The sequence below is a fragment of the Nocardia sp. NPDC056000 genome (assembly GCF_042269265.1).
Classification (GTDB): Bacteria; Actinomycetota; Actinomycetes; order Mycobacteriales; family Mycobacteriaceae; genus Nocardia.
Window position 1 is genome coordinate 60,422 of record NZ_JBHJXS010000007.1, and the last position, 18,000, is coordinate 78,421.

The 18,000-nt window shown below is 64.5% G+C and carries 15 protein-coding genes; 5 read left to right on the plus strand and 10 right to left on the minus strand.

Annotated elements, in window-relative coordinates:
• Positions 1-18 precede the first annotated feature (18 nt).
• The 5 genes from ACFC4D_RS21180 to ACFC4D_RS21200 form a co-directional block, all read right to left on the minus strand.
• On the minus strand, positions 19-843 hold the full coding sequence (locus ACFC4D_RS21180) for an SDR family oxidoreductase (RefSeq protein ID WP_376065605.1): 825 nt from the start codon (positions 841-843) through the stop codon (positions 19-21).
• A 1-nt stretch (position 844) separates the two neighbouring features.
• A complete protein-coding gene (locus tag ACFC4D_RS21185; RefSeq protein ID WP_375956645.1) occupies positions 845-1,369 on the minus strand; it encodes a hypothetical protein in 525 nt (174 codons plus the stop codon).
• 75 nt (positions 1,370-1,444) lie between these two features.
• On the minus strand, positions 1,445-2,320 hold the full coding sequence (locus tag ACFC4D_RS21190) for an alpha/beta hydrolase (RefSeq protein WP_376065607.1): 876 nt from the start codon (positions 2,318-2,320) through the stop codon (positions 1,445-1,447).
• A gap of 161 nt (positions 2,321-2,481) precedes the next feature.
• The gene (locus ACFC4D_RS21195) at positions 2,482-4,020 is read right to left on the minus strand and encodes a flavin-containing monooxygenase (protein WP_376065609.1); all 1,539 of its coding nucleotides are present in this window, start codon (positions 4,018-4,020) and stop codon (positions 2,482-2,484) included.
• Between the two features lie 96 nt (positions 4,021-4,116).
• The gene (locus ACFC4D_RS21200) at positions 4,117-5,130 is read right to left on the minus strand and encodes an oxygenase MpaB family protein (RefSeq protein ID WP_376066493.1); all 1,014 of its coding nucleotides are present in this window, start codon (positions 5,128-5,130) and stop codon (positions 4,117-4,119) included.
• A gap of 42 nt (positions 5,131-5,172) precedes the next feature.
• Between ACFC4D_RS21200 and ACFC4D_RS21205 the strand changes: the two genes are divergently transcribed.
• Positions 5,173-5,811, plus strand: coding sequence for a TetR/AcrR family transcriptional regulator (locus tag ACFC4D_RS21205; RefSeq protein WP_375956634.1), 639 nt, complete (start codon positions 5,173-5,175; stop codon positions 5,809-5,811).
• 201 nt (positions 5,812-6,012) lie between these two features.
• Here the strand turns inward: ACFC4D_RS21205 and ACFC4D_RS21210 are convergent, their stop codons facing one another.
• A complete protein-coding gene (locus tag ACFC4D_RS21210; protein ID WP_376065612.1) occupies positions 6,013-6,915 on the minus strand; it encodes an oxygenase MpaB family protein in 903 nt (300 codons plus the stop codon).
• 64 nt (positions 6,916-6,979) lie between these two features.
• Positions 6,980-7,609, minus strand: a complete 630-nt coding sequence (locus ACFC4D_RS21215; RefSeq protein ID WP_376065615.1) for a TetR/AcrR family transcriptional regulator — start codon at positions 7,607-7,609, stop codon at positions 6,980-6,982.
• 359 nt (positions 7,610-7,968) lie between these two features.
• Between ACFC4D_RS21215 and ACFC4D_RS21220 the strand changes: the two genes are divergently transcribed.
• A complete protein-coding gene (locus tag ACFC4D_RS21220) occupies positions 7,969-10,689 on the plus strand; it encodes an alkaline phosphatase family protein (RefSeq protein WP_376065618.1) in 2,721 nt (906 codons plus the stop codon).
• A gap of 80 nt (positions 10,690-10,769) precedes the next feature.
• Here ACFC4D_RS21220 and ACFC4D_RS21225 read toward each other — a convergent pair whose 3' ends face one another.
• Complete coding sequence (locus ACFC4D_RS21225) at positions 10,770-10,985, minus strand: hypothetical protein (RefSeq protein ID WP_375956624.1); 216 nt, start codon at positions 10,983-10,985, stop codon at positions 10,770-10,772.
• Positions 10,986-11,354: 369 nt separating this feature from the next.
• On the opposite strand from ACFC4D_RS21225, the gene ACFC4D_RS21230 reads away from it, so the two are divergent.
• The 3 genes from ACFC4D_RS21230 (at position 11,355) to ACFC4D_RS21240 (ending at position 15,033) form a co-directional block, all read left to right on the plus strand.
• Complete coding sequence (locus ACFC4D_RS21230) at positions 11,355-12,380, plus strand: alpha/beta hydrolase (protein ID WP_376065621.1); 1,026 nt, start codon at positions 11,355-11,357, stop codon at positions 12,378-12,380.
• 429 nt (positions 12,381-12,809) lie between these two features.
• Positions 12,810-14,036 carry a S1 family peptidase gene (locus tag ACFC4D_RS21235; RefSeq protein WP_376065623.1) on the plus strand — a complete coding sequence of 409 codons (1,227 nt, stop codon included), beginning with the start codon at positions 12,810-12,812 and terminating at the stop codon, positions 14,034-14,036.
• A gap of 28 nt (positions 14,037-14,064) precedes the next feature.
• Positions 14,065-15,033, plus strand: coding sequence for an alpha/beta hydrolase-fold protein (locus tag ACFC4D_RS21240; protein ID WP_376066496.1), 969 nt, complete (start codon positions 14,065-14,067; stop codon positions 15,031-15,033).
• 175 nt (positions 15,034-15,208) lie between these two features.
• Here the strand turns inward: ACFC4D_RS21240 and ACFC4D_RS21245 are convergent, their stop codons facing one another.
• Positions 15,209-16,126 carry a DUF4913 domain-containing protein gene (locus ACFC4D_RS21245; protein ID WP_376065626.1) on the minus strand — a complete coding sequence of 306 codons (918 nt, stop codon included), beginning with the start codon at positions 16,124-16,126 and terminating at the stop codon, positions 15,209-15,211.
• A complete protein-coding gene (locus tag ACFC4D_RS21250; protein ID WP_376065628.1) occupies positions 16,123-17,988 on the minus strand; it encodes a type IV secretory system conjugative DNA transfer family protein in 1,866 nt (621 codons plus the stop codon). The genes ACFC4D_RS21245 and ACFC4D_RS21250 overlap by 4 nt, the downstream gene beginning before the upstream one ends.
• Positions 17,989-18,000 lie beyond the last annotated feature (12 nt).

The following is an 18,000-nucleotide window of genomic DNA, read 5'->3' on the forward strand; positions in this document are numbered from 1 at the left end:
GCCGCTGACCGCCGGAATTCACTCGGTAAGCCGGTGAATTCTCTCGTCGTATGCGCGGCGGGCGGTCAGGTCGGTCGCGCGTGCGCGGTACCGCGTCAGTCGGCCACGAACAGCGCCGATCAGCGGATCGGGCAGTAGTGCGGCAGCAAGCTCGTACTGTCGCATCCACCCGGGTACCGCCACGATGGCCTGGCGGTACCGGCAGGAATCGACAATCGCGTCAGCGACAGCCTGAGGATCGACCGTCGGTAGCCCGTCCGTTCGGACACCTGCGGCCAGTTCCGTACGGACGGCGCCGGGCAGGATCGCTGTCACCGTCACCCCGGTGCCGGCGACCTCATCGCGGATTGCTTCGCTGAAGCCCACCACGGCAAACTTGCTGGCACAGTAGGTCGCTGCTCCCGCGGTCGGAATCTTGCCGACATAGGAGGCCACATTGACCACGTGGCCCCTCCCCCGAGCAATCATGCCCGGCAACACGAGTTTGGTGCCGTTGAGCACTCCACGCACGTTCACATCGATGATCGAGTCGGTGAGCCCGTCATCCTCTTCGACGAACTCTCCGATCGGCATAATCCCGGCATTGTTGACCAGTACGTCCAGCGGCCGACCGGCACTGCCGACAGCGGAGAGGAAGGCCGCGAAGGAATCTCGGCATCGCACGTCCAGAGGCAGACCTCGCACCCCGATAGCCGCTCCCGCGGATTCGACGAAATCACCGTCCAGGTCACCGATGAACACCGAAGCGCCCTTCGCCGCAAAGGCTTTGGCGCTCGCGTAACCGATCCCGCGGGCACCGCCGGTGATCGCCACCGTCGCTTCCCGTAGTGGTAACGACCTCATATCACCGCACCTCCGCGCCGTCTACGATGCGCCCGGCGTCGGTTCGGTCATCCCGAATCGAGCGGCCGATGAACCGCCGCAACGCGAACGAGAACAGCGGTCCGGTGAGCGTCGTGACCCGTCGAAATTGGAGACCACGCAGCAGCGTCGGCTCGGCGGCGATGGTGTAGGTCACGGCGCTGCGTTCGGGACCGATTTCGTCGACGGTCAGCCTTTCCGCGATCGCGCGAAATCCCGGTATCGGCATCTCCCCGATATAGAAAGCCAATTCGCGGCCTGCCTCGAATCGGGTGACGAACTCGTTGCTGACCAGCAGCGAGCCCAGGGTAAGTCGGCGGCGCGATCCCGGACGGTGCGGTTCGGGGGTGTCCCAGGTCGCGTCGACGATCGGAACCCAGCCGAACTCTTCGACCTCACGCCACGTTCTCTCGGCCGGTACGTCGAACTCGGCGCGGCCTCGAAGGACGATCGGCGCGTACTGATAGAAATCGGAGGAGGCCGCGATGGCGGCTGGACGAAATGGCATGGTGGAGAGCCCCTTTTCTGATCTGGTACGGCCGATTGCCGTCCTGTAGCGGTCGGCGTCGCTGCTCGACCTCGGTCATATCCGCCGGCCCCTGGCCCTTCGGCGGTCCGGTTCATCGATCGAGCGATAGAACTCGGCGATCTCCCGGATCGCGGCGCGGGCATCGGGCAGCATGTCGGCCGCCAGGTGGAAATCGTGAATCGCTCTGTCCCAGACCTGAAGCGTGCACACCACATTCGACCGAGCACATCGAGATGCCAGCAGTTCAGCGTCATGTCTGAGTACTTCGTCGGAGCCGACCTGAATGAGAATCGGTGGCAGACAGTGAAACTCGTGATCCAGCGGAGACCGAATGTCCTGGAGGGCACCGTATCGCTCCGCGTGCACCGCGACAGGTACTGCCAGCGTCGCGGTGGACAACACAGCGTCACGCGAGTCGTCCGCACGACGACCAACCGGGTTGTAGTCGGCCCATGGTGCGATGGCTGCTATCGCGCCGGGCATCGGCAGGCCGAGTTCTCTGGCCGCCAGTGCGAGGGAGAACGCGAGCCCGGCACCGGCCGAATCACCACCGAGCAGGATCCGGGCCGGTGCGAATCCGCGCTCCAGCAGATAGCGATATGCGGTCAGCGCGTCCTCGACGATATCGCCGAAACCTGCGGTGGGTAGCAGTCGGTAGTCGACATTGAATACCGGGAGCGCAGCGGCACGGGCGATCCGAGCGGCGAGACGCCGATGGCTGTGCAATCCACCGGCAAGGAACACACCACCATGGAAGTACAGCACCACCGACTGATCGACACAGCTCGGGTCGGAATGTGTATTGTGCCATAGCCATTCGGCGCGGAAATCCGGGAACCGGACGCGCTGGATCCGGGTGCCACGCGGTGCGGGAACCACCGCCATCGCCTTCTCACACGAATTGGCCAGCTTCAACATCGAAGCGCTCATCCATGGCCTGCGAGTCCTGAGTGCCGCCGCGAAGTCCAGCGCAGGCCGAACCGTTGCCCGTGAGACCGCTTGCGCTGCCAACATTCCGAGTCCTGCGCGATTCATCACCTCGATGCGCACGGGCTCGGCAATCGACTCGCTCGGATCCACGACCGGCAGGCTCATGCCGGAATTCCGTTCTCCACGGACGTCTCGAACAGATAGTCGTCGAGCGGATAGGTGCGATTGGCACGCTGCGCCTCGAAGAACCCGGACGGCCGGATATATGTCGTATCCCCCTGGGAGTTGCGGTAATACGTCCGAACGTGACCGTTCAACTCGTTCAGGTAATAGCGCAGCGATTCCCCGCGCGCGTATACCTCACGATGGTAGGCATCGGCCGCTTCCTTGCGGATCTCACAGCTCACCGCCCCGCGCCTGCGCGCCTCGGCGATGGCCCGTACGGCGTGATCGCTGGTCATCTCGACGAACGCATGCCATCCACTACCCGTCCACGAGTACGGTCCACACAGCGTCCACCGGTTGGGCAGACCGTGTACCGACACACTCTCGTAGGCTTGCAGGCCCTGCTCGGCGTAGAACTTGGCCAGGTCGAATCCCTTGCGCCCCAGTACAGTTCCCGGACGATAGGTCTCCGGATCGGAGAAGACCTCGTATCCGGTCGCCAGGACCAACACATCCAACCGGTGCCCAACGCCATCGCGGGTCTCGACGCCGGTCGCGGTGATCCTGTCGATGCCCGCGGTCTCCAACGAAACATTGTCGCGATTGAAAGCTTGCAGATAGCTGTTGGAGAAGGTGGGCCGCTTGGCGGCGGGACCGAAGTCGGGCGTCAGCCGCTCACCGGTAGCCCGGTCCTTGACGACCAGGTTCACGTACCGACGGTAGGCGGAGATCGCGGCGCGGTCGAACCGGGCCATCAACGGATGCACCGTGTGGCTCGAGCCCCTGGCCAGACCCCGCAACATCAAGTCGAGGGGAACGAGCAAGCTGGCATGCAGGCCGGTTTGCACGCCGGGAACCGACAGCAGCAGCTGCGCGGCGCGCGGCAGTGCGAAATCCGGCTTGGGTAGTGACCAGACCGGGGTGCGCTGAAAGACGGTGAGGTGCTCGACGTCCGGGGCGATGGAGGGAATGATCTGCACCGCACTCGCGCCCGTACCGATGATCCCGACGCGTTTGCCGGTCATGTCGAATCCATGATCCCAGCTGGTGGGTCGCTGGACCTTGCCGCCGAAGCTCTGACGCCCGGGGATACCGTCGTCCTGCTTCGGCCGGACGAAAGCCCCCACGGCACTGATCAAGAACCGCGCGGTAACCACCGAACCGTCCGCGATGTGCAGCTTCCAGTCGCTGTCGCCGTCATCCCACTGCTCACGCACGACTTCGGTACCGAACCGAATTCGCGGATAGAGATCAAAGCGCCGCGCGATGTCGATGTGATACTGCTCGACCTCGCCGCCCAGCGGAAAAACTCTGCTCCAGTGCGTGTTTCGGGCGAACGAGTACTGGTAAGCGAAGGCAGGCACGTCCACGCCCAAACCGGGGTAGTTATTCTCGTGCCAGCTGCCGCCCACGTCATCGGCGCGCTCGAGGATGACGAAATCGTCGATTCCCGCCATTCGCAGCTTGGCACCCGCGGCGATCCCGCCTGGGCCCGCACCGATGACTGCGACTTCGTATCGAGGTGTGTGAATCATGCTCTCGGCCCTTCCGAGCTCAACGCCACAGCGCCGCTATCAGGCGCCGGCGATGGAAGAAATGTTGTACGCCAGCTGAATACGGGAGTTCGGCCGTCAACGGACCATGGTCAGCGACGGAGTTCGCCGCGCCCGTCGCCGCGCCCGGTAGGTACTCGGCACATAGCGCAGTCGTTCGGGAATGAACGGACCGACGATCTGGACCGAACGCACCAGTGCGTCGGCTTTCCACTGACGCCTGCGGGTCCAGGTGTACCCGGCATACTCGCCCAGCAGGTCTCGTAGCAGCGGCGGTCCGTACGCCGCGATCACGAACAACGCGAATCCTCCGGCCACGCGCCCGACAGGCGACCAGAGCGCACGCGGTACGTACGGTGGCGCGGGAATGACCGAGAAGACCTCCAGCCCGGCCGCCATATCAGGGTGGCCCGCACGCAGCTGCTCCAACATGCCCGCCAGATAGGCTTCGAAGTCCTCCAGAGTATCGGGGATCATGCGCTCGGCGACGCCGAGAATCCGGCCCAGATCCTGCATTTCGGTGTACAGCTGCCGTTCGGTCTCACGTGTCACCGGCTCCCTCGAAAACGAACGCACGGCCGGCAGGAACGTGAACCAACCGGTGGCCCAAACCCACGCGTACGGTTCGGCGTTCAGCGCGTGATACCGCTTTCCCTCGTAGTCGCTCCCCTGGATGGTCCTGTGGATGTCGCGAAGCTTGCGCGCTTCGTCGTAGGCTTGCTCGCCGCCGTAGATCCAACGCTGGGTCGCCTCGAAGGATCGGATGCCGCGGCCGTAGGGATCGGTGAACACCGTCGAATGGTCGAAAACCCCTTTGGCGACAATAGGATGCGTGCCCTGCAGCACGAACGCCGCGGCTCCGTAGATCAGCCAAACTCGCATGTCACCTCCCCACTCCCAGAGATGGGTACCTGGCCCGAACGGTCGTATCGGGCGGGCCTCCGATCTCGCTGTCACTGGGATGTGCACCTGGGAATTGATGGGACAGGTCATCGCTGAACTCCTTTGTCCGGGCCGGTGCACCACATGCCGAGTGCCGCCAAACCGATTCTGATGCACACCTGCATCAGAATTTCTGATGCAAGCGTGCATCAGAATTGGCGGCAGGTCAAGGCCATAGGGCACAATGCCGGAATGGCCGCAACACGCAACTACGGCGGAGTGTCCGCCGCCGACCGTCGCGCCATCCGCCGCACCGCTCTGTTCGAGGCCGCCTTGGATCTGGTCACCGAGGAGGGCGCGAGCGCGGTCACGAAGAAGGCGGTGTGCGTGCGCGCGGGACTAACCGACCGTTACTTCTACGAGCATTTCGCGGACCGTGATGCGCTGGTGGAATCGCTCGCACACGAACTCACCGAACAGGGACTAGCGGCCGGCCTGGCCGCTATCGTCGCGGCCGAACCGCAGATCCCCGCCCAGGTACATGCCGCCATCGAGGCCGCGGCGACCTTCATCGACGAAGATCCGCGCCGGGGCGCGCTGCTGATGTGCGCCCCGACGATCGATGCCATCCAGCGAGCCCGCAAGGATGCCATCAGCACGGTCGCCAATACTCTTTCCGCGCTCATCCCGGAACTCACCGGCGACGATCCCGCCGATCGGACCGACACCGACATGGTGTGCTTCACGCTCATCGCCGGACTGGTGGAACTCGGGGTGGCTTGGCTCCGAGGCGAATTCGCGGTCAGCCGTCAGCATTTCATCGACTTGGCCACCGCGATACTGTTGTCCGGTATGCGGATCCCCAGCCAGCTGCCCGCTTCACCGACCTGATCCCACAGATCTGCCGAATAGTCCGCACCCGGAACCACTCCGAGGGATTGACCCGTGAAGCGATTCGGGCACGGTCGCGCTTGGGGGGCGGTCGATGAACCGAACTCGGACACCCGGCGCGCGGCATCTCTGCCCGAGCTGGGGGCTTCGCGCCGAGAGGGATCAGCCGGTTATGCCAATCGGGCTGGGGCTCAACAGATCTCAGGCGACAATCCGCAGAGCGCCGTCGGCCTGTTTCTGTTCGCGTTCGATCGCTCGTGCTTCGCTCAGGAGTGCGTGGATGTCGCCGCGATTGATGTACTGCTCGACGAGATCGCGCACAGGTGCGAGGGCGGCGACGGCGAAGAAACTCCGGCCGAGCAGTCGGGCGGCGGCCAGGCGGGTCTTGGATCTGGTGCCGCGCAGCAGGATTCGCTCGGTGTCGTCGAAGGTCGCAAGGGTGAGCTCGTTCACGAAGGCCACGGTGGCCCGGATCGCAGGGCGAGCCCACGGCGGGGCGAAGGATGCTGTGTGCATGTTGGCGAAGGCGTGTTCGGACGCGACGGAATAGTTCATGCGCGGGAAGAAGTCGCGGCGGTAAACCTCACACCAGTCACGGTAGGTCGCGGGCATGGTGGATACTTCGAGCCCGAGTAGACCGGCCGCGATCAGTCCTTCCTGCCAGTACTTCTCGCGCTCATCGTCGGTGAGGCGGCGGACGTAGGTCTCGTACGAGGCGAGCAGCGACAGCCACGTCAGGCCGTGGCCGACGATGGCCAGGTCGCTGCGGGTGGGGGTGAAGTCGGTGTCGGTGACCGGGTCGTGCCCGCGTACCCGGTTGTGCCTGCCCTGCACGAACTTTCCCGCACGACGGGCTTCCTCGGTATCACCGAAGATGGCCGTGTACACGTAGTACATCGTCTCGTCACCCCGCCCGAGCGGATCGACCCGCATCACGCTGGTGTCCTGAATCGATTGCGCCACTTCGGGAAACAGCAGCGCGATGTACGCGCCATTGAGCATCCCCGCGAGAGTGGCCGGATGCCCGGCGATTTCCCACGCCATCGAACCGGGACCGAAGTAGCCGTTGTCGCGGCGCGCACCGGCGCGTTTGGGAACTACCATGACTCGTTCTCCTGCTTCCTCGGAGGATCACGGCCGGTCCGCTCCGGCCGAGACGTGTTGGCGCTCAAACCATTCGGCACCCGAGCAGCGGCATGATGGTGGTCCGGGCTATGTGCTCGACGTGCGCGCGATCGGCGAGCGCGGGCATGGGATGTAACAGCATCGACAACGCCAACCGGACACACATTTCGGCGGCCGCCGCCGGATCCGCCGCGTCCGAAGCGCCGATCTCCTTGGCGCGCTCGATCGTCCGGGTCATATAGGCCGTCCCCGCAGATACGAACAGGTCCGCACCCGGCCCGGTGGTCAACATCGGCAGCATGGTGTCCGGATCTGTGGTCAGCAGCCTGCGTAGCAGGTTGTCACCCGTCAAACGCGTGGCCACCGCGACTACACCGGCGACAATCCGCTCTTGCGGCGGCTCGACCCCCTCGACCGCCTGGGCCACCTCGGCCAAGAAACGCCGGATATCGCGCGTCACCACCGCGGCCAGCAGCACATCCCGGTTGGCGAACCGGCGGTAGAGCGTAATCGGTGAAACCCCAGCGGCTTTCGCGATCCGATCCAATGACGTGCGCTTGAGCCCGTGCTCGAACAGCTGAGCCTCGGCGGCCACGAGAATCCGCTCCGCGTAGACGTCGGCCTCATCGGCATCCGGGCCGCGCAGCATCTCATCGACCAGAGATAGCAACATACGAAAATACTATCTCTCTACCTAGGCGGTGGCAATCATCGATCGTCACCGGCTCGGACTATCGGTACAGCGCCAGCAAGTGCCAATCCGAGGATGGGCCGCGCGCCGCCGTCGCAGGCCGCGGCGACCGCAGCGCGCACATCGATTAGCGGCATGCTCGCCCACCGGTTCGGGGGGTGTGGTCGTTGTGCGGCACCGTGACTGTCCTGACGGAGGTCGCCGACTCAACAACCGCTCAACGTTCGTGAAACACAGCACAGTTACTCGTTCGCACCTGTTGAAGCGACCGGATTCGGACCATAGTCTCGCTCTGGTCTCACGGCCGCTTCTCCCAATCATCGACAGGAGCACACGGGCGCATGGATCGACGAAACTTCATTCTCGGCGCGATGCGCACAGCGGGCGCGGCAGGTGCACTGTCATTGCTTCCGGCGAGCCTGACCAAAGCGCTGGCCGAACCCGCACCCGCGGGCGGGCTGGAGAATGTCGAACACGTGGTGATCCTCATGCAGGAGAATCGCTCGTTCGATCACTATTTCGGCGGATTCGCGGGTGTGCGAGGGTACGCCGATCTCAACGCACTGCAATTGTCCAGCGGCCGTACGGTTTTCCATCAGCCGCAGGGCAGCGGGTTCGTACTGCCGTTCACCACGGACCTGGAGAATCTCGCGGGCACCGACCATATGCCCAGCAGCGGTCATCGCGCGTACGCGCAGGGGCGATACGACAATTGGATCGGAGCCAAAGGCCCGGACACGATGGCCCGGTACGACCGCGAATCACTCCGGTTCTATCACCAACTCGCCGACGCCTTCACGATTTGCGATCGGTACCATTGCTCGGTCAACGGCCCCACCGATCCGAATCGGATGTATCTGTTCACCGGGGTGGTTCGCAATCCGTTCGCCCTGGAGAATTTCACCTCCGAACTGCAGGCACGCTTGTACGGCAGCGCCGAAACCATCCGATGGATGCGGTCCCTGCCGGTACCGCAAGTGCTCGATGCCTTGGCGGCGGTCCTGAGCGGAGTCACCAACGCGGTGCCGCGCGCCGTGCTCGACGCGCTCGCCGGATGGCTGACCGAGGTGACCGGAAGCGGGATCCCCGTGCCGATGTTCTCCCACGAGGCATTGCGCACACCCGATGCGTCGAATCTGTTGCGCGACATCCTCTTCGGATTGCCGTGGACAACCTACGCCGAGCGCCTACAACAACGCGGGGTCAGCTGGCAGGTCTATCAGGAATGGGACAACTACGGCGACAACTCCCTGGAATACTTCACCGCCTTCCGCACGGCGGCGCGGGCAGCGCTGAAGTACACCGACGCCGGTGGCGGAACCGCGTTCGAGAACTTCCCTTTCTTCTACGACGCCCTCAGGCAGCAGCCCGACCGACGTGCTGCGTTGGAAGACGCCCTGCGCCGCGGCATCGATGAGCTGTCCGAGGCCGATCAGCAGCTGGTGCGGCGCGGACTACTCCGGGTGCCCGAGGGTACCGTCGCCGAACGGCTGCGCACCGATGTGGCGACGGGGAAACTCCCCAAGGTGTCGTGGATTGTCTTGCCCTACAAGCTTTCCGAGCATCCGAGCATGGGTCCGCGAAATGGTCAGGCCATCGTGCACGACGTGCTCGATGCGATCGTCAGTACTCGCGAGGTATGGAACAAGACAGTGTTCATCCTCAATTACGACGAGAACGACGGCTACTTCGATCACGTACCCGGTCCGGTACCGCCGCCGGGCACCGCCGACGAATACTTCGGTGCGGCGAATATCGGTCTGGGCAGCAGAGTTCCACTGCTGGTCGTTTCGCCGTGGAGCAAACATGCCACGAGCTCGCAGCTGTTCGATCACACCTCGGTCCTCCGTTTTCTGGAGCAGGTGACCGGCGTCGAGGAGCCCAATATCAGTTCATGGCGGCGCATGATGTGCGGTGATCTGACCTCGGTGCTCGATTTCGGCGAATCCGGCCCGGCCGTGCTGCCCGTCGCGCGAGCGCAGGCATCGCAACCCGAAAATGGTGTCTCGCAGCAGGTTCCCGCCGAGCAGCGGCTACCCGAGCAGGCCAGCGGATATCGGATTCGCCGACCCCTGCCGTATCGGCAGCTCGCGGTGGCCCGGCAGAATCCGCAGGCGGGGACCATCACCGTCGTGCTCAGCAACGACGGCACCGAGGCAGCGCATTTCGCGGTGCACCCCAATGCGTTCACCGCGGACGCCGCGCCTGAACTGTTCGACGTGGGCGCCGGCGATACGGTGGTGCGCGACTTCGCCGCGCCCGCAAGATGTTACGACTACACGGTGTACGGCGAGGACGGCTTCCAGCGCCGCTATGCCGGCCATCTGAGCCGCCGCGGCGTCTCTCTGGAAGTCACCGCGACGATCACTGCGGCGGATACGCGACGAATCACCCTCACCTGCGCCAATGGCGGGCCTTCGGCCGCGGTATTTCTGTTGTGCGCCAACGCATATCGTGAGGACGGCCCGTGGTCGATCGAAGTGCCCGCAGGCGGGTCGGTGGATCAGGATTTCGCACTCGATACCGATGCGGCGGTGGCGGGCTGGTACGACTTCACCGTCACCTCATCCTCGGACGTGGGTTTCCTGCGCAGGATTCGCGGTTATGCGGAGAACGGCCGCCCAGGGGTCACCGCCGATGACGCCGCACCGTTCGATCGCCTGCTCATGGATCGATCCATGTATGAACCGGGCCGTGATCCGGTGGTCCGCTACTGCACGAAAAATGTTGTGGGCCAGCACAGATTGGCGATGTACGCGGGCGCACCCGGCGCGGCGGGTGCCGTACCGGCATCGTCGCCGGTTCGCGTGGTCGTATTGTCCGAGGGGCGTACTCGCGACGAGCTCACGATCCCGGTCGGGATCGCCACGGGCTGGGATGCCACCGGAAGTTCGAGCGGACCCGATACCGGCAGCGCGGTGGGTAGCTCGGCATTGGGCAGCTCCTCCGGGAGCGCGGCCGGAATCGGCAACGCCCCCGTGCCCTCTGGCGAGTACGTGCTGTATCACCTCGACGAATCGAATTCGCCACTGGCACAGCCGGTTCGATTCCTGGTGCTGTGAGCGAACGGGCGGCGATCCGCGCTCGCCGCCCGTTCTGTTCGGTATTTCATTGTCCGCGAGGCCGAATCAGCCGCGCGGGATCAGCTGCCAGTCGAGCTACCCGCGTGACTACCGTTGCCGGAGCTGCCGGTCGACGGAGCCGGTGGTGGGTAATATGCGGGCGGACCGGTCAGAATGATCTGATCGACCGGATCGGCGTCGAGCGGCAATGGCTCGGCCAATGCCGCGCCTGCCTGCCCGACCAGGAGCGCCGCAGAGAACAATCCGGTGGCGAGTGCCACGGCTGCTTTGGACATCGGTCAATTCTCCTTCGGATTCGAATTGGATCTCAGATCACGGCGAGAATGATTCCCAGCATTGCTCCCAGGCTCGCGACGGCCAGGCCCGCGGCACTTCCGACACCAGGCAAGAACATTATTCCTCCATTGCTCGTGGACTCGTTTCGAACCCGGCAGATCGCTGCCGGTGAATGTGTTTCTAGCCCTGGGCAATACAGCAGGACAATGACTTTCCCGCCGCGCGGGAATGACGGCTCCGGCGTCATAGCAGGCACACCCGCTCTCGCGCCCGTGCATTCACCTCGGCGTTGTCCGGGCTTTCAAGCCCTGTTGAACCCTGAGTGGATCCTGGGAGTGAAACGGTATTCCGCGACACAGGAGGACCGCATGACCCAGCACGTTCGGTCTGCCCGGATCGACGACTTCACCACGGATACGACAATCGCACTCGCCGTTCTGGACGAGTACGGTCAGCGCGGTCAGGCGCCGACCGACCCCCGCCATCGGCGCCTCGACCCGGCAATCGGCGCGCTGATCCGACCGGGGCCCGACAACATTTCCGTAACCACCACTTCGACTCCCGGCTCGCCGAATCCGCTGGTATTGCGCATCTACCGGCCCATGGGAGTCCCGCGGCTGCTGCCCGGTCTGGTGTATTTCCATGGCGGCGGATGCGTCCTGGGCGGGCTGGACAGCCATGACGCATTCCTGCGCGCGCTCGCGGCGTACACGCGCCATCTGGTGGTATCGGTGGATTACCGCCTCGCCCCGGAGCACGAATTCCCGGCGGCGATCGATGATGCTTGCGCCGCAACCGAATACGTCTTCCAGCATGCGGACATCCTCGATATCGACCGATCCCGATTCGTCGTGGCAGGCGATGGGTCCGGGGCGGGTCTGGCCGCGGTGGTGGCGCAGTTGGCCGAGACCGCGATAGCCGCGGTGCCCACCCATCAGGTGCTGATCAATCCGCAGACCCGCTGGCTGCCGGCGACCGCGAGCCGCATGCTCTTCGCCGGCGGACCCTATCTCACTGCCGCACTGCTGGATTGGTGCATGACGTGCTATCTGCCCGATCCCAGCGACCGCCATAACCTGCGCGCCGCACCAGGTTTGGCCGGATCGCTCGACGGGCTCGCACCGGCAACGGTCATCACCGCCGATCTCGATCCACTCCGCGACGAGGGTGAACACTATGCCCACGCCCTGGCGGTCGCGGGCGTCGACGTCGGACTGTATCGACTACGCGGTGCGTTCCATCTGCTGTGGCTCGCGACCGCGATCAACCCGCTGGTGCAGCGCAAGGTAATCGGCTTCATCGCGCGCCGACTCGGTACCGGCACCGACGATCATGAGGCGCTGGCACCCGGTTTCGACTTCAGCGCCGCCGGCGGACGCCTCTCAGCGTTTTGACGGAAATGACCGTGGCACACCCTATCCCACATCGGCGGATCGCATGACACACCAGAACGACCGGGCGCGAACCGCGGTCACTGGTCCGCTGGCGCGGCGAGGTGAGCACGGACGTAGTCGGCGGTGCGGTCGCCGGTGATCACCCACAGGGTGGTGGAGCGTCGATGAGTGAGGACGCATTCCGCCAACGAGTAACGGCCCGCCTGGAGACGGACGCGACCGGATATGTCGGCCCGAATGACCGCGCCCTTGCAGGTCGTTCAATGAACGTTCCACGGTTTTTCAACCATGTCCGCAAGAGTGCATTCAACGTCCGGACTGCGCACCGCGTCGGCGCGCCAGGTCGAAGGAGTAGCGATCATTCGAACACCAACGGGTTTCCCTTGGCGGAGAGGACTTCTCCCGCTACTGCTCACCGCCTGTGCCGCGGTGGCAACAGTGGAGATCGCCTCGCTACCCGAGGCGGTGGAACCACCGGACGAGTATGCCGCGGCGGTCCCGCCCACGCTGTCCGCAGCGCTCTCGCGCGACCTCGGCCTGGATCCGCCGCAGTATCTGCGCCGGGCCGAGGCCGCCCAGCGATTGGCTACCTTCCGAGCCGCAGCAGACCGCAGCTTCCCGAACACGGTTCGCGGTATTCGCCTCGACGGCGCGGGCCGGCCGATCGTCACCCTCGAGCTGGGACCGTCGACACCGGTCGTACGGACGGCCGCCGAATCCGCCGGTTTCCTCGTCGAAACCGGCGACCGGACAACCTCGACCGAATCATTCGACGCATCCGCCGCGGTGGATCATCTACCCGCACAACCGATCCCGGACCCGCCGGTGCTCGGGGCGACGCTGTTCCGCACCGTGCGCGACGGCATTCCGCGGTTCTGCCAGACGGGTTTCAACGCCACCGACCGAGACGGTGCCGCCCTCGCCATTGTCAACAATCATTGCAACCGCAACACCGGCAGTCGCCATGACCCGCCCGGCATCGTTCCCGACGCCGACACGGTCCTGATGCTGCCCGCCACCATCGACCAGGTGCGAACCGCTCCGCTCGGCGCGCCGATCGGGACCCTGCAGATCGCTCCCGCGGACAGCGGCGTCGACTACGCGCTACTACGAATCGACGATGCGGCCGCACCGCGCTTTCGGAACAATCTCGTCGCCGTGCGCGAGACCGCACCGATCGCCATCGACGGCATTACCGATCCCGTTATCGGAGCGCCGATCTGCAAATCCGGCGTCCTGACCGGTTTCACCTGCGGGACCATCACATCGGTCGACACCGAATACGCCGACAACGGAGCCACCGTCACCGGGAGCATCGCGACCGGAGTGCACGCCGTGTCCGGTGAAGGCGGGGCGCCATTGATCAGCGGAACCAAAGCGGTCGGTATCGCCAGCTCGAAGTTCTTGGCACGTCAGGCAAGCGCCGAAGTCCAACTGTACTTCGAGCCGATCCGAAAGATCCTCGAAGCCGAACCGGGACTGACCTTGCGAACAACATCCGATTCCGCTGATCCCAGCGCGATCTCGAGCTCAACTCGTCGACGTCGAAATCTCGCGACGCACAGTCGGATTCGCCGGAGATCACTTCGACGATGCAGCCGATGGCAACCCATGGATTGGAACCGACTCTTCGATGAAACTCTCTGCACTGCGTAGAACGACCGGATTTCGACCTGCCGTTGTGATGTTCGCGGCCGCCCTGACGATGGTGATAGGCGGCGGCACGACGCCGGCGGAACCGACGAAGGCTGTAGCTGTCACCTCCCTCGTGAAGGAGGGGCGCACTTGGCATCTGAAGGTGTACTCCGTCGCGATGGATAAGGAGATCACCGTCGAAGTACAACGTCCGGCCGACGAATCCCAGCCCGCACCCAATCTCTACATGCTCAATGGTCTGGACGCGGGCGAGGGGACAGCGAACTGGAAAACCCAAACGAAGGCGCTCGATTGGCTGGCCGACAAACCAGTCAACATAATCCAACCGATCGGCGGTCGCGGCAGCTACTACACCGACTGGCAACAGCCCGATCCTGTTCTCGGCGTGAACAAATGGAAGACCTTCCTCACCGAGGAGTTGCCTCCGCTGCTGGACCGAGAACTGCACTCCACCGGCCTCAACGCGTTGACCGGACTATCGATGTCCGGGACATCGGTGCTGCAACTGGCCGAGGCCAAACCCGGGTTGTGGAGCACTGTCGCCGCCTACAGCGGATGCGCGCAGATCGCCGATCCTGTGGGTCAGCAACTGGTCAAGCTCGTCGTTGAAACCCAGTCCGGTGGCGACGTGCGAAACATGTACGGTCCCCCGGATAGTCCGATGTGGTCACAGAACGATCCCGTCATCAACGCCGAGAAACTGCGTGGCACCCAGCTCTACATCTTCACCGGGAGTGGGATTCCCGGGGCGGACGATGTTCAGTACTACCTGAACACTGTGCCGGGCCCCATGGGTGGGGTCAACCTCGCTCTCGGGATGCTGATCGAAGCCGCAGTCAACGGCTGCACACACAATCTCAAGAACAAGCTCGACTCGCTGAACATCCCGGCGACCTACCACTTCGACCCGGTGGGCACACACTACTGGCCGTACTGGGAACAGGCACTGCATGATTCATGGCCGCTACTCGCCAAGGGAATGGGCCTGACGAACTGAGAACAATGGCCGACCTGGACGATGCCCTGCTGTATCCGGCTCGGCCAGGACTGGATGCGGGTCGATAGCCTGCCCGCTATTCGGAAATAGCGCGCCCTTGAGTCCAGTAGCGCCAGCCATCGAGAACGGTTCTGGACCACCGGTTTCTTAAATCTTCTACGAATCTGCACGCACTTCATAACCAGCTCGTCATAGCCACGGCAAGCTGCATGCCTGCATCGGCTCGAAAAGGCCGGAAGTCCGGGCCGAAACCCAGTTCGTCGACCGGCACGGGGCCACCCTCAGGACCGAACCATCCTGTCGGCACCGAACCGAAGGGAAGACCGGGCTGGGGTACATGACGGTCAGGGGTACAGCGATGCAGCGGACCCTGCGCGGCATCGAGAATGACCCGCATATGAGGGTCGATATGCGATACGAAAAGGGTGCTCATCGCAGCCTTATCCTCTGCGACCCTCGCGGCTTCGAAGACCGCGTGTAGTGCGGCGAACCGCACCGCCACACCATGGTGTGCCCACCACTGTCGGCACCAGGTGTATTGGCCCTCACGGTGATTGGCCGCGATGCGCACCCCGGTCACCGGGAGAAGCCAGTGCTCGACGAAGTCGGCGTAGTGCGTGAATCGCGGCGGTTTGCGCTTGCGCGCAGTGTCGGTGCTGTCCCCCGTCGGCACTCGTCGTGGTGCGCCGAACCAGCCCGAGGGGATCGGGTCAGCGGAAAGAGACTGCAGGGCTATGTGTTTGGCACGCGTACAACGATGCAGAGGCCCATTCGCGGCGTCGAGAATGACCCGCATATGGGCGTCGATGTGGCTGAGCAGGAAAGTGGATATCGCGCCGCCGGACTGACTGCGCCGTGATGCTTCGAATGCGTTGTGCAGGTGCGCTATCCGCACCGACGCCGGACGATGGCGCCACCATTGCATGCACCAGGTGTAGGTCTGCTCTCGGTTGGCTTCGGCCAGTCGGACGCTCTGGAAGGGGAACAGCCATTGCTCGGCGAACGTCACGAAATCCGGGAACGCCGGGGGCCTGGGTGGCTTGCTCTGTGCACCGCCCTGCTGAGGCATGGCATTGGCGGAGGCTGCGGTCATTGCTCGGTATCTCCGCTCGGCTCGGAGGGCGGGATCGCGCGAGGGGGTTTGCGCAGCGAGACAGCGACTTCGAACTGGTGCAGTGACGTGGTAACGAGTGGCTCGAAGGCCGGATGGTTCCACCAGAAGATCTTGCGCACGAGCACCGGCTGATGACCGGGTAGCCGCACCAGGGCCCGATCTTTGGGCAGGGCACCGAGTTTGGCGATGTTCAGCACCGGTTCGGCCCGCCAGGAGATGGTGCGGTTGACACCGCCCGGCCCGCGGGAGCGGGAGTGGTCGGCGACGTCGTGGTCATCGATCATTTTGGACCACTCGTCGAGGTATGCGACCGAAGCGATATTGCCGCCGTAGAGTTCGATCGACTGGGCGCGCATGATTTTCACGCCGTTGACCCCCCAGAGGTCTTCGCCTTGTTCGAGGACCTGAATGATGGTCATGAGAATGATTCCGCAGCCCCCGCAGTAGGTGTAGTAGCTGGGCAGCTCACCGATGCGGGCGCAGTTGGCGGCTTCATCGAGCACCGCCAGCAGCGGTACCGCGAGGCGGCCGTCCCAGCGTGAACGCGCCACCGCAAGTGCGGCTTCCAGGATCTGACCAACCAGGGCGGCGGTGAGTGGACCGGCCGAGTCGGGGCCGGTCATTGACAGGGCGTAGAGGGTATCGGTGCTGGCGACGAAGTCGGCGGGTATGAACTGGCGCAGGCGATGTCGCGCGGGTTCGTGCTGGACATCGATGATGATCCCCTTCTCACCTTCGTAGACGCTGAACCGTTTGCGGGCAGGGGGCGTGACTATGCGGGCGTAATTCTCGTCGGAAAGCACGTTGAGGAACCGTCGCCCCATGTCGTATAACCCATCTCTCTGGCGGGCATACAGGCTCTGGGCGTCCATGATCCGTTGCGCGGGCCGATGGTGGCCGTGACGGCGCAGGATCAGTGCGGGGGTTTGGTCCTGGTCGCCCGAGAGCCATTCGGCTACGTGCAGCAGGTCACCGCCCGCGCACGCGGCGGCAAAGGCGTACAGGCTCAACAGTTCCTGCGCGCCACCGTCGAAATAGGAGTCGACCTTGGCATTGGCTTGCTGGGCCGCCGAGCCGGACGAGCCACTGACGAAGAACGCGGCGAGTTTGCGGGCCGCGGGCAGGTTGGTCACCTGGGCGAGCAGATCGACCCAGAAGTCGCAGTCGGGGTACCCGCACACAGCCTGCAGGTCGCACAGCCAGATACGGCCGCGTTGGGCGCGCCCATAACGGGTGTGCCGGTACAAGTCCGGCTTGTTACTGGTCGCCAGTGCTGGTCCCCACGCCGACAGGACCGCGGGAATGGCCCACGCCATCGTCTTTCCGGTCCGTTGACCAGCAGCGATGAATACCCCCAACTCGGCGGGGACAAACAGCTCGATGTTGTTGAGCACGGTGCGGCCCAACGGAGGCCCGGGCAGTTCCCGCACCCGGTGTGGGGCGTCCTTGAGCAGTCGGGTAGCCGCAGCGCGGTTGTCCTGGTGCCGAGCGACGGTGATCGAGCGCGGCGGCGCCATGGTCCGAGCCGCCGAGTCGATGCCGGTCCGGTGCGGCAGGTGAGGACGGAGCATCACTGCGGCACCGATTGCCGTGACCACGAATATCACTGCGACACAAGATGATTGCCATGGCCATTGTCTTCGTCCCAACGCCAGCTCCAGATAGGCGGCCACCGGGTTTGCGGTCATCGGCAGCCCGGCCCACCACTCCCCCAGACGCAACGCTCCCCATCCGGTCAGGCCCACCAGGACCGCAGCAAGAAACAACAGGAGCAGCCAGGTCTCCTCGCCGAGCCCGCCGGTGGTGCGGCGTCGAGTTTCTCGCGCGGGCACCGCGCTCACCTCCCTTCTGCT

Bases quoted from the DNA above. Each gene is read 5' to 3' on its own strand.
- ACFC4D_RS21195 (WP_376065609.1), bottom strand. From the start codon at position 4,020: ATGATTCACACACCTCGATACGAAGTCGCAGTCATCGGTGCGGGCCCA.
- ACFC4D_RS21200 (WP_376066493.1), bottom strand. From the start codon at position 5,130: ATGCACGCTTGCATCAGAAATTCTGATGCAGGTGTGCATCAGAATCGG.
- ACFC4D_RS21180 (WP_376065605.1), bottom strand. From the start codon at position 843: ATGAGGTCGTTACCACTACGGGAAGCGACGGTGGCGATCACCGGCGGT.
- ACFC4D_RS21220 (WP_376065618.1), top strand. From the start codon at position 7,969: ATGGATCGACGAAACTTCATTCTCGGCGCGATGCGCACAGCGGGCGCG.
- ACFC4D_RS21185 (WP_375956645.1), bottom strand. From the start codon at position 1,369: ATGCCATTTCGTCCAGCCGCCATCGCGGCCTCCTCCGATTTCTATCAG.
- ACFC4D_RS21215 (WP_376065615.1), bottom strand. From the start codon at position 7,609: ATGTTGCTATCTCTGGTCGATGAGATGCTGCGCGGCCCGGATGCCGAT.
- ACFC4D_RS21245 (WP_376065626.1), bottom strand. From the start codon at position 16,126: ATGACCGCAGCCTCCGCCAATGCCATGCCTCAGCAGGGCGGTGCACAG.
- ACFC4D_RS21205 (WP_375956634.1), top strand. From the start codon at position 5,173: ATGGCCGCAACACGCAACTACGGCGGAGTGTCCGCCGCCGACCGTCGC.
- ACFC4D_RS21210 (WP_376065612.1), bottom strand. From the start codon at position 6,915: ATGGTAGTTCCCAAACGCGCCGGTGCGCGCCGCGACAACGGCTACTTC.
- ACFC4D_RS21230 (WP_376065621.1), top strand. From the start codon at position 11,355: ATGACCCAGCACGTTCGGTCTGCCCGGATCGACGACTTCACCACGGAT.
- ACFC4D_RS21225 (WP_375956624.1), bottom strand. From the start codon at position 10,985: ATGTCCAAAGCAGCCGTGGCACTCGCCACCGGATTGTTCTCTGCGGCG.
- ACFC4D_RS21190 (WP_376065607.1), bottom strand. From the start codon at position 2,320: ATGAGCGCTTCGATGTTGAAGCTGGCCAATTCGTGTGAGAAGGCGATG.
- ACFC4D_RS21240 (WP_376066496.1), top strand. From the start codon at position 14,065: ATGTTCGCGGCCGCCCTGACGATGGTGATAGGCGGCGGCACGACGCCG.